This window comes from Rhizobium sp. BR 317 (genome assembly GCF_047445835.1).
In the GTDB taxonomy this organism is placed as follows: domain Bacteria; phylum Pseudomonadota; class Alphaproteobacteria; order Rhizobiales; family Rhizobiaceae; genus Rhizobium; species Rhizobium paranaense.
Genome location: NZ_JARWLB010000003.1, coordinates 20,096 through 31,219, shown reverse-complemented (window position 1 = coordinate 31,219; position 11,124 = coordinate 20,096). Strand labels below are relative to the sequence as shown.

At 59.6% G+C, this 11,124-nt stretch carries 12 protein-coding genes; 4 read left to right on the top strand and 8 right to left on the bottom strand.

What is annotated here, in order from left to right; translation table 11 throughout:
• Positions 1-48: 48 nt before the first annotated feature.
• Positions 49-1,449 (bottom strand): adenosylhomocysteinase, encoded by a 1,401-nt coding sequence (gene ahcY, locus QD357_RS05255; protein WP_107106403.1) that lies wholly within the window; start codon positions 1,447-1,449, stop codon positions 49-51.
• Between the two features lie 294 nt (positions 1,450-1,743).
• On the opposite strand from ahcY, the gene QD357_RS05250 reads away from it, so the two are divergent.
• Positions 1,744-2,373, top strand: coding sequence for a glutathione S-transferase family protein (locus QD357_RS05250; RefSeq protein WP_107106404.1), 630 nt, complete (start codon positions 1,744-1,746; stop codon positions 2,371-2,373).
• 23 nt (positions 2,374-2,396) lie between these two features.
• Here QD357_RS05250 and QD357_RS05245 read toward each other — a convergent pair whose 3' ends face one another.
• The 5 genes from QD357_RS05245 to QD357_RS05225 all read right to left on the bottom strand — a co-directional run bounded on the left by QD357_RS05245 (position 2,397) and on the right by QD357_RS05225 (position 6,414).
• Positions 2,397-2,672, bottom strand: coding sequence for an HPr family phosphocarrier protein (locus QD357_RS05245; RefSeq protein ID WP_028753828.1), 276 nt, complete (start codon positions 2,670-2,672; stop codon positions 2,397-2,399).
• A 19-nt stretch (positions 2,673-2,691) separates the two neighbouring features.
• Positions 2,692-3,093 (bottom strand): PTS sugar transporter subunit IIA, encoded by a 402-nt coding sequence (locus tag QD357_RS05240; RefSeq protein WP_004127534.1) that lies wholly within the window; start codon positions 3,091-3,093, stop codon positions 2,692-2,694.
• 150 nt (positions 3,094-3,243) lie between these two features.
• Positions 3,244-3,696 (bottom strand): HPr kinase/phosphorylase, encoded by a 453-nt coding sequence (locus tag QD357_RS05235; protein WP_107106405.1) that lies wholly within the window; start codon positions 3,694-3,696, stop codon positions 3,244-3,246.
• A complete protein-coding gene (locus tag QD357_RS05230) occupies positions 3,693-5,486 on the bottom strand; it encodes a sensor histidine kinase (protein ID WP_181315981.1) in 1,794 nt (597 codons plus the stop codon). The genes QD357_RS05235 and QD357_RS05230 overlap by 4 nt, the downstream gene beginning before the upstream one ends.
• Positions 5,487-5,682: 196 nt before the next feature.
• Positions 5,683-6,414, bottom strand: a complete 732-nt coding sequence (locus QD357_RS05225; protein ID WP_210203675.1) for a response regulator transcription factor — start codon at positions 6,412-6,414, stop codon at positions 5,683-5,685.
• A 351-nt stretch (positions 6,415-6,765) separates the two neighbouring features.
• On the opposite strand from QD357_RS05225, the gene QD357_RS05220 reads away from it, so the two are divergent.
• The 3 genes from QD357_RS05220 (at position 6,766) to QD357_RS05210 (ending at position 9,802) form a co-directional block, all read left to right on the top strand.
• Complete coding sequence (locus QD357_RS05220) at positions 6,766-8,376, top strand: phosphoenolpyruvate carboxykinase (protein ID WP_107106408.1); 1,611 nt, start codon at positions 6,766-6,768, stop codon at positions 8,374-8,376.
• 110 nt (positions 8,377-8,486) lie between these two features.
• Positions 8,487-8,921: an alternative ribosome rescue aminoacyl-tRNA hydrolase ArfB gene (gene arfB, locus QD357_RS05215; protein ID WP_107106409.1), complete on the top strand. Its 435-nt coding sequence runs from the start codon at positions 8,487-8,489 to the stop codon at positions 8,919-8,921.
• 272 nt (positions 8,922-9,193) lie between these two features.
• Positions 9,194-9,802: an alpha-ketoglutarate-dependent dioxygenase AlkB gene (locus QD357_RS05210; RefSeq protein ID WP_107106410.1), complete on the top strand. Its 609-nt coding sequence runs from the start codon at positions 9,194-9,196 to the stop codon at positions 9,800-9,802.
• 3 nt (positions 9,803-9,805) lie between these two features.
• Here the strand turns inward: QD357_RS05210 and coaA are convergent, their stop codons facing one another.
• Positions 9,806-10,801 (bottom strand): type I pantothenate kinase, encoded by a 996-nt coding sequence (gene coaA, locus QD357_RS05205; RefSeq protein ID WP_107106411.1) that lies wholly within the window; start codon positions 10,799-10,801, stop codon positions 9,806-9,808.
• A gap of 6 nt (positions 10,802-10,807) precedes the next feature.
• Positions 10,808-11,122: a phosphoribosyl-ATP diphosphatase gene (locus tag QD357_RS05200; protein WP_028753836.1), complete on the bottom strand. Its 315-nt coding sequence runs from the start codon at positions 11,120-11,122 to the stop codon at positions 10,808-10,810.
• Positions 11,123-11,124 lie beyond the last annotated feature (2 nt).

Genomic DNA, 11,124 nt, shown 5'->3' with positions numbered 1-11,124 from the left:
ATTTGTCAATGCCGGGGCCACAAGATATTGTGGATATCGATCGTAAGATCAGTATCTGTAGTGGTCAGACTTGAACGGGCCCTGCGGAGTGACGCCTATATAGGCAGCCTGTTCTCCAGAAAGCTCCGTCAATTTCACGCCAAGCTTGCTGAGGTGCAGGCGAGCAACCTTCTCGTCGAGGTGCTTCGGCAGCACGTAGACCTGGTTCTGGTACTGGCCGGGCTTAGTGAAGAGCTCGATCTGTGCCAGCGTCTGGTTGGTGAAAGAAGCCGACATGACGAAGGACGGATGGCCGGTGGCGTTGCCGAGGTTCAGCAGGCGACCTTCCGACAGCAGGATGATGCGGTTGCCCTTGGCGAACTCGATCATGTCGACCTGCGGCTTGATGTTCGTCCACTTGAGGTTACGCAGCGCCGCAACCTGGATCTCGTTGTCGAAGTGGCCGATGTTGCCGACGATAGCCATGTCCTTCATCGCGCGCATATGGTCGATGCGGATGACGTCCTTGTTGCCGGTGGTGGTGATGAAGATGTCGGCCGAGGAGACGACGTCTTCGAGCTGAACCACTTCATAGCCGTCCATGGCAGCCTGCAGAGCGCAGATCGGGTCGACTTCCGTGACCTTGACGCGCGCGCCAGCGCCCGAAAGCGAAGCAGCCGAACCCTTGCCGACGTCGCCATAGCCGCAGACGACGGCGACCTTGCCGGCCATCATCACGTCGGTAGCGCGGCGGATGCCGTCGACCAGCGATTCCTTGCAGCCGTACTTGTTGTCGAACTTCGACTTGGTGACGCTGTCGTTGACGTTGATCGCCGGGAAGGGCAGCAGGCCCTTCTGGCTGAGCTGGTACAGGCGGTTAACGCCGGTGGTCGTTTCTTCGGTGACGCCCTTGATGGCTTCGCGCTGCTTGGTGAACCAGCCCGGCGATGCCTGGAGGCGCTTCTTGATCTGCGCGAAAAGGATTTCCTCTTCTTCCGAATGCGGATTGGAGAGCACGTCCTCACCGGCTTCGGCGCGGGCGCCGAGCAGGATGTACATGGTGGCGTCGCCGCCATCGTCGAGGATCATGTTGGAAACGCCGCCATCGGTCCACTGGAAGATCTTGTCGGTGTAGGTCCAGTAGTCTTCGAGGCTTTCGCCCTTGATGGCGAAGACCGGAACGCCGGAGGCGGCGATTGCAGCAGCGGCATGGTCCTGGGTCGAGAAGATGTTGCAGGATGCCCAACGGACTTCTGCGCCGAGTGCGACCAGCGTTTCGATGAGAACGGCGGTCTGGATCGTCATGTGCAGCGAGCCGGTGATGCGCGCGCCCTTCAGCGGCTGTGCTTCGCCGAACTCGGCGCGGCAGGCCATCAGGCCCGGCATTTCGGTTTCAGCGATCGTGATTTCCTTGCGGCCGAAGTCGGCAAGACCGATATCCGCGACGATGTAGTCCTTTTCAGTGCTCATGAAGATCTCCAGCCTGAACGATGCAAACGGACCACAGGCGAACGCCTCGGCCGAATGCAACAAGAATTGCACGCTGACAGCGTGTGGGATGATGCCCTGTAGCAGGCTTCAAGCTGGAAATCAATGTTGATATAAAGAAGTCTTTATGTCTTTATATCCATCGATTTTTAGCGCTGCTGTCTCGGCCGTAAAATATCCAGGCCGTGCCAACCTGTCCGATTGGAGCGCAAGATTCGGATTGCGCAGTCGGCTGTAGCGAGCAAACTCGGCTTTTTCACAGCCGAGGGAACTGCCATGCTCACGCTTCATGATTACCTGCCATCGCAGAACGGCTGGAAAGCCAGGGTTCTGCTCGGGCTACTCGAAATCCCCTATACCAGCCATCTCGTGTCGATTTTCGAAGGCGAGAGCCATACCGACGCTTTCCTGGATCTCAATCCCGCGGGCGCGGTTCCCGTCCTCGAGCTGGAGGATGGACGGGCGATCGCGGAATCGAATGCGATCCTCACCTATCTTGCCGAGGGCACGCCCTTTCTGCCCGCAGACCGCTACCAGCGCGCCAAGGTCATGCAGTGGTTGTTCTTCGAGCAATACCATATCGAGCCGGTCATCGGCTCACTGCGCTTCTGGACGCTGACCGGGCGGATCGAGCGCAATCAGGGCATGGTTTCGGGGAAGCGCGAAGCTGCAGTCCGCGCTCTCACGGCAATGGAACGCAGCCTTGCCGGTCTTTCGTTTCTTGTCGGGAATGATCTTTCGATCGCGGATATCGCGGTCTATGCTTACAGCCACCGAGCCGCGGATTGCGGCTTTCCTCTGACGGATTATCCGGCGATCGCCGCCTGGGCTGGTCGTGTCCGAGATGCCATTGGTCCCGGCTACCCCGTGCACCCATACAGCATCGATCCGCATTCCGGCGCTTGAAGCCGCGGGGAGCGGGGAGGAGATTACATCTCTTCGCCGAACTTGTCGGCGACCAGACGATCCAGCGCATCGAGTGCCTCGGCGGCCTGGATGCCGCTGGCGGTGACGAGCACGCTGCAGCCGGGGCTTGCGGCAAGCATCATCAGGCCCATGATCGAGTTGCCGCCCACCGTGGTTCCGTCCCTCGAGACGGTGATGGTGGCGTCATAGGCTTCGACGGTCTGTACGAATTTGGCGGAAGCGCGGGCATGCAGGCCGCGTTTGTTGATGATCAGAAGTTCCCGGGAAAGTTCCGTCATAGGCGGGATGTTTGTCTCGTCATTTGCCGCTGAGTACACGGCTGGCCACGTTTATATATTTGCGTCCGGCCTCGGAAGCTTCAACCAGAGCCTTCTCCATGTTGTTGTCGCCCCGAACGCCCGCGAGCTTTATTAACATCGGCAGATTGACGCCGGCAATAACCTCTGTGTGGCCGCTATTCATGACCGAGATCGCGAGATTGGAAGGAGTGCCGCCGAACATATCGGTAAGAATGATGACCCCGTGCCCATCGTCGGCGCCGGCAACCGCCTGCAGGATGTCCTGCCGCCGCTTGTCCATGTCGTCTTCGGGACCAATGCATACCGTCTCTATGAACTTCTGCGGACCAACGACATGCTCTACCGCATGCCGAAACTCTTCAGCCAGCTTGCCATGAGTGACAAGCACAAGTCCGATCATGATATTACTGCTCCCATCGCACACAAACAGGTGGCACTTACCGCAATGCAGCAATGTCGTCCACCAGTGGGGGGACATCTTGGCTATGAAAAGACGAAGTGCAAGCTTAAAATATGATATTTGGGCGGCTGCGGGGGCCTAAATGGCCGATTAACCCAAACTGATGATGGTTTTCGCCATAATCACGGCGAGCGGATTCGCCGATGCTGCGGACAGGCGGATCAGCGGCAGGCGAATGGATTCTGTGACATCGGCCTTTTCGTCCTCTGGGGGAAGCCGCTCGGCCGTCGCCGGATCGACCGGGCGTATGGCGTAATGCATTTCAGCCTCGGAAACATGGGGAAGCCGAACGATGCCGGTATAGCGGATCTCCATCAGGCCGGCGATAGAAGGCGGGCATTCGGCGATGACGGCACCATCACGCTGGGTGATGAAAACCCGATCATCGGCGACCAATGCGGCGGGGAACCCAAGCGGCTTGGCAGCCGCAAGGCAGGCAAAGGCAAGCGAGGACTTGCCGCTGCCAGATGGCCCCAGAAACAGCAGGCCGGTCTTGCCGACGACAATCGCTGTCCCGTGGACATTGGTCGCTTTGCTGCTCATGCCGGTGTTTCGGCCGGCAACGACAAGATGAAGCGGGCGCCGAGCAGCGCCGCGCCATCACCATCGACAATGTTTTCAGCACGCAGGGATCCGCCATGCGCCTCGGCGATCTGCCGGCTGATCGACAGGCCCAAACCGGAATTCTGCCCGAAACCTTCCGCTTCCGGCCGGTCGGTATAGAAGCGCTCGAAAATGCGGTCGATATTTTCCGCCTGGATGCCAGGCCCGTTATCCTCGACATATATGACGCAACGCGTTCTCGTGCGCGTCAGCCTTACCGTGATTTTTCCGGTGTCCTTCGCGACGAAGGAGCGAGCATTTTCAATGAGGTTGGTGACGATCTGGCCGATACGCAGGTCGTGGCCGTCAATGGTGAACTTGGTTTTCGCACCCGGCTTGCGGTCGACGATATAGTCTATCTCGACCGCCTTCTTCGAATGCCCGACCTGTCGGGAAATATCGATCATGTCGCGCAGCAGCACTTCCAGATCGAGCGATCTCGCATCGGAGCGGGCAAGTTCGGCATCGAGGCGGGACGCATCGGAAATATCGCTGATCAGCCGGTCGAGGCGGCGCACGTCGTGCTGGATGACATCCATCAGCCGTTTCTTGGATTCGTCGCTCTTGGCAAGCGGCAACGTCTCGACGGCGCTGCGCAACGATGTCAGCGGGTTCTTAAGCTCGTGGCTGACATCGGCGGCGAAACTTTCGATCGCGTCGATACGGTCATAGAGCGCTGACGTCATGTCGCGCAGCGCGATCGACAGGTTGCCGATTTCGTCCTGGCGGGCGGAGAAATCGGGAATTTCCTCACGCTCCTTCGCCCCACCGCGGCGCACACGAATGGCGGCCGCCGAAAGCCGGCGCAGCGGATTGGCGATGGTCGAAGACAAAAGCAGCGACAGAACGACGTTGACCAGGGTTGCGACGCCGAAGACGCGCATGATCGCCAGGCGTTCGGCATGGACGATCTTGTCGATATCGCCGGCCTGCGTCGACAACAGCAACACGCCGAGCACGGCGCGGAAGCGCTGGATGGGCACAGCGACCGAGACGATCAGCTCGCCTTTTTCTGTGGTGCGCACCACGGCGCCGCGCACGCCGGTCAGCGCATTCATCACTTCCGGATAGATCGAACCGTCACCGCCGGGCGCTTCCTTGTAAACCGGCAGGTTGCCCGGCTGCAGCATCTTGTTGAGCAGGCCGCTGAACCAGTCCGACCAGCTCTGCGCCGCGTCGTCCACTGGCGGCAGATCGTAGCGCAGCACTTGACCGCGCGAATAGAGATGGCGGCTGTCGAGCAGCAAATTAGCGTCGGCGTCGAAGATGCGGGCGCGGGTGCGCGTCGGCGAAATCAGTCGCGTCAGCACCGGTGCCACCTTCTCCGGATCGATCGGGAATTCCAGGTCCTCATCGTTCGGGACGGGCGTGATGCTCTGCCCCGCCTGGAGTTCCAATAGCTTCTGCGGATCGATGGTGATGGAGTTGGTATCGACCGAAGCCGATGCCGAGACGGCGCCGGCGATGATTTCGCCCTGCGTCAGCAGGCTCTCGACGCGGGCGTCGATCAGGCCCTCGCGGAACTGATTGAGATAGAGGATGCCGCCGACGAGAACGACGAGGGCGGCGAGGTTGAAGAACAGGATGCGCCGCGTCAGGCTCGAGAAGACGGCATTGCCGAAGATGCGGCGGATCAGCGTGAAAGGGTGAGTCCACCGACGGCGGGCGATTCTGACGTCGCTCGGGCTTTCCGTGTCGTCGATATCCCTATCTTGCACCAGTTGTGCCAAGCCAGCGGCCCTTTCGAAGAACAGGATCGGCGATCCTGTCCGCATGCTCTTATTCCATTGTCCGCCGCACGGTCCAGTGAGCTATCCGAGCATGATGCCGAAAAGTCTAAGCGGTTTTCGGACGACATCACGCTCTATTCTTTGGTTCCAGAGCAGATTCAGATTTCAGGTCGATTCGACCTAAAATCATCCGGCTCTAGGCCGCTTCGCGGAAGCGGTAGCCGACTCCATACAGCGTTTCGATCATATCAAAATCGAGATCGACCATCTTGAATTTCTTGCGAAGCCGCTTGATGTGGCTATCGATGGTGCGGTCGTCGACATAGACCTGCTCGTCATAGGCGGCGTCCATCAAGGCATCGCGGCTTTTCACGACGCCAGGGCGCTGCGCCAGGGAATGCAGGATGAGGAACTCCGTGACGGTCAGCGTCACCGGTTCGCCCTTCCAGGTGCAAGTATGGCGTTCCTGGTCCATGACAAGCTGTCCACGCTCCAGCGAGCGGGCCTGCTGTGCGGCGCCCGGCTTCGCGGCAGTGCCGCTATTGGCCGCGTTCGCGGCTTCACGGGCGGAGGCGCGGCGGAGTACCGCCTTGACGCGCTCGACCAGCAGACGCTGCGAGAACGGCTTGGTGATGAAGTCGTCGGCGCCCATCTTCAGGCCGAAGAGCTCATCGATCTCTTCATCCTTCGAGGTCAGGAAGATCACCGGCAGATCGGACTTCTGCCGCAGGCGGCGCAAAAGCTCCATGCCATCCATGCGCGGCATCTTGATATCGAAGATCGCCAGTTGCGGCGGCCGGGCAAGCAAACCGTCGAGCGCCGAAGCGCCGTCCGTATAGGTCTCTACCTTATATCCCTCGGCCTCCAAGGCAATCGACACGGAAGTCAGGATATTGCGGTCGTCATCAACGAGCGCGATTGTCAACATGGTGTTCGTCTCCGTCATCAGTGCGCGTCTCTCCCGGATTTGGAATCCAGCCCAGGTGGCTTGCCAGCTCGTTGGCGGTAACCTGGCGCGCTTATGGGGATAAAGGTGGAACAAATTGTGGCAAAGATAAAGAGGCGGATTGCCGGACTCACAAACAGTTAACCAAGGGTTGTGTGACGAAACGTCTCGGCGACACCCATTCAAACGATTTAAAAATATCAAAAATTATTTAAATCGATTAAATACATGATATCATTCGATTTTTTTCGCTGTACTCTCTTGTGCTTTTAAAAAGACACCTCTACGCTTTATTTAGTTTTAACGGCTGAGGCCACGTAGAGGAATAGAACGATGGAGCAATTCGGCGTCCGTAATCCCGTAACCGAACTCGAATCGATCGGCCTGGGAGCCGCCGCCAGTGTTCGTTATAACCTTCTGGAGTCTCATCTTTACGAGGAAGCGATTCGTCGGCGGGAAGCCGATTTGACTGCTCATGGCGTGCTGAGAGCATTGACCGGACAACACACCGGCCGTTCGCCGAAGGACAAGTTCGTCGTCCGCAATGCGACCACCGAAGATCAGATCTGGTGGGACAACAATAAGCCGATGTCGCCGGAACATTTCGCGCTGCTGCATAAGGACATGCTGGCGCATGTACACGGCAAGGATCTGTTTGTTCAGGATCTCATCGGCGGCGCCGATCTGGATTACGCCCTGCCGACGCGCGTCGTCACCGAATTCGCCTGGCACTCGCTGTTCATCCGCAACCTACTCATTCGTCCGGAACGGTCGGCGCTGGAAAGCTTCATACCGAAGCTGACGATCATCGATCTGCCGAGCTTCCGTGCCGATCCGGAGCGCCATGGCTGCCGCACGGAAACGGTGATCGCCTGCGATCTCGTCAACGGCATCGTCCTGATCGGTGGCACCTCCTATGCCGGTGAAATGAAGAAATCGGTCTTCACCGTCCTGAATTACCTCTTGCCGGAACGCGGCGTCATGCCGATGCACTGCTCGGCCAATGTCGGCCCGGACGGCGATGCGGCGATCTTCTTCGGCCTGTCGGGCACCGGCAAGACGACGCTCTCGGCGGACCCGACGCGCACGCTGATCGGCGACGATGAGCATGGCTGGGGCGAAAACGGCATCTTCAATTTCGAAGGCGGCTGCTACGCCAAGACCATTCGCCTGTCGGCCGAAGCCGAGCCGGAAATCTACGCCACGACCCGCCGCTTCGGCACCGTGCTCGAAAATGTCGTGCTTGATGAACATGGCGTCCCGGATCTCGACGACGGTTCGCTGACGGAGAACACCCGTAGCGCCTATCCGCTACATTTCATCCCGAATGCTTCGGAGTCCGGCATGACCGGCCATCCGGAAACGATCATCATGTTGACGGCCGATGCTTTCGGCGTCATGCCGCCGATCGCCAAGCTGACGCCAGAACAGGCGATGTACCACTTCCTTTCCGGCTACACCGCCAAGGTCGCCGGCACGGAAAAGGGTGTCGTCGAGCCGGAGGCCACGTTCTCGACCTGTTTCGGCGCCCCCTTCATGCCGCGTCATCCGGCCGAATACGGCAATCTGCTCAAGGATCTGATCGCCCGCCACGGCGCGCGCTGCTGGCTCGTCAACACCGGCTGGACCGGTGGTGCCTACGGCACGGGCCGACGCATGCCGATCAAGGCGACGCGCGCCCTGCTGGCCGCCGCTTTGAAGGGTGATCTCGACAATGTCGAGTTCCGCATCGACCCGAATTTCGGTTTTGCGGTTCCGGTCGCCGTCGAAGGCGTCGACAGCGCTATCCTCGATCCGCGCTCCACCTGGGCCGACGGTCAGGCCTATGACGCCCAGGCGGCCAAGCTGGTGCAGATGTTCGTCTCCAACTTCGCCAAGTTCGAAAGCCATGTCGACGGCAACGTCCGCGATGCGGCCCCGGGCCTGCGTGTAGCGGCGGAATAATCCGCCGCCTGGAGGCAATGACTCACGTGAAACCCCGGCGGTCTATCTGCCGGGGTTTCATTTTGCCGTCGGCCTGTTTTCAACTGCGCGCCAATATGGGATAGACGCGCATGGCCAGCGACGCGCTTTATATCAACGACCGGATCACCATTGCCGGGTGGGAACTGACGGAACAATTCGTTCTGGCGGGCGGTCCTGGCGGGCAGAATGTCAACAAGGTCGCGACCGCCGTTCAGTTGTTCTTCAATATTCCGAATTCGCCGTCACTGAATGACCGCGTCAAGGCCAACGCCGTCCGGTTGGCCGGCCGGCGCGTCTCTAAGGACGGTGTATTGATGATCGAGGCCAGCCGCTTCCGCAGCCAGGACCGCAATCGCGAGGATGCGCGCGAGCGGCTGAAAGAGCTGATTCTCGAAGCCGCCGCCCCGCCGCCGCCACCACGCAAGAAGACCAAGCCGACCAAAGGCTCGATCGAACGGCGCCTGAAGGAAAAATCGGGCCGCTCAGAGGTCAAGAAGATGCGAGGCAAGCCCGGCGGCGAATAGGTTTCGGGCTGCCGTTTTGGTTTGATTGGGTAAAATGAGGCTTGTCAGGGGAGTCCGGCGTTGCCGTAGCTCTGTGCCTGGCCCCTCATCCTAACCTTCTCCCCGCATTGCGGGGAGAAGGGACGACAGTGTGAAACAGCGAAGCTCCCCACTCGTGACGGGTTCGGATTCGGTACGGTAAGCTCCCTCGCCCCGTAAGGCGGGGAGAGGGGCCATGCACAAGGCGCGGCGATGGTACATTCACCTGACTAGCACCACCGCAGGAAACAAAAATGCTCCTACCCAACGGAATTCGTCATCTCCCCGGCTATCTCGACCGCCCCACCCAGGAAGCGTTGGTCGAGACCATCCGCGCTGTCGTGGCGGAGGCGCCGCTCTACACACCCGCCATGCCCGGCACCGGCAAGGAAATGTCCGTGCGCATGACCAATTGCGGGCCGCTTGGCTGGGTGACGGATAAGCAGCGCGGCTATCGTTACCAGCAGACCCACCCGGTGACCGGCAGGCCCTGGCCGGCCATACCGCCGCAACTGTTCGACCTTTGGAGCAATATAGCTGGCTATGAAAAGCCGCCGGAAGCGTGTCTGGTCAATTTCTACGATGACGATGCCCGCATGGGCCTGCATCAGGATCGCGACGAACAGGATCTGGCGGCACCCGTGCTCTCGATCTCGCTCGGCAATACCTGCCTCTTCCGCGTCGGCGGCCTCAGCCGCAATGATCGTACGCTATCTTTCAAGCTTTCCAGCGGCGATATCGTCGTTCTCGGTGGGGAAGGCAGGCTTTGCTTCCACGGCGTCGACCGCATCTATCCGGCAACGTCGACATTGCTGAAGAATGGCGGACGGATAAACCTGACCTTGAGGCGGGTGAATCCGTAACTTCTAAAGCTTCCTCAACGCCACCTGTTCGATCAGATGGTTCTTGCCCTTCTGAAGGATGAGGTCGGCGCGAGGGCGGGTCGGCAGGATGTTTTGGCGCAGGTTTTTCAGGTTGATGTTCTTCCACAGCCCTTCGGCGGTCGCGATTGCCTCTTCCTCGGTGATCGAGGCGTAGCGATGGAAGAAGGAGTTGGGGTCGCGGAAGGCGGTTTCGCGCAGGTTCATGAAGCGGGCGACATACCAGTTGTGGATCAGATGCTCATCGGCATCGATATAGATCGAGAAATCGAAGAAATCCGACACCATCGGCACGATCTTGCCGTCCGCCGGCAGGTGCCGCGATTGCAGCACGTTGATGCCTTCGAAGATCAGGATATCCGGCCGGTCGACGGTCTTATATTCGTCCGGCAGCACGTCGTAGACGAGGTGCGAATAGCAGGGCGCCTTGACATCCGGCTGTCCGGCCTTGATCGCCGAAAGGAAGCGCAGGAGGGCGGCGGTATCGTAGCTTTCCGGAAAGCCCTTGCGCTGCATCAGGTTGCGGCGCTGCAATTCGGCATTCGGAAACAGGAAGCCGTCGGTGGTGATCAGATCCACTTTCGGGCTCGACGGCCAGCGGCGCAGCAATTCCTTCAGGATCCGGGCCGTGGTGGATTTGCCGACGGCGACGGAGCCGGCGATGCCGATGACAAAGGGCGTCTTGGCAACATCCGAGAGACTGAGGAACCGATTGCGCTGTTCGAACAGGATCTGCGAGGATTCCACATGCGAGGACAGCAGGCGCGATAGCGAGAGGTAGATGCGCCGGACTTCATCGAGATCGATCGGGTCGCCCATGGAGCGGAGCCGCGTCACCTCGTCGGCGGTCAACGTCAGCGGTGTATCGGCCCTGAATTTCGACCACTCGTCCGAAGAAAAGAAATAGTAGGGCGAATAGGCTTTCGCCTCAAATATATCGAGCGTCTCGTGCGGAGGCAGGGTGTGGGTCGCTATCGTCATCGCATTCTACCGGCTGGCCTTCTCCTGAAGGCCGGATTGAGCGGTGCGCCTTTCGAGCTCACCCATGACATTCTGCAACGGAATGCCTGCTATCTTCAATACGACCATAAGGTGATAAAGCAAATCGGCCGCCTCATAGGTGAGGTTGTCGCGATCGCCGGTCACCGCCGCCATGACGGCCTCGATTGCTTCTTCACCCAGCTTCTTTGCCGCTTTCGGCTGACCGGCGGCGAAAAGCTTCGCCGTCCAGGATTCCTCCGGCGACGCCTTGGAGCGCTCGGCGACGATTTTTTCGAGGTCGGAAAGGGTAAATCCGCTCATCC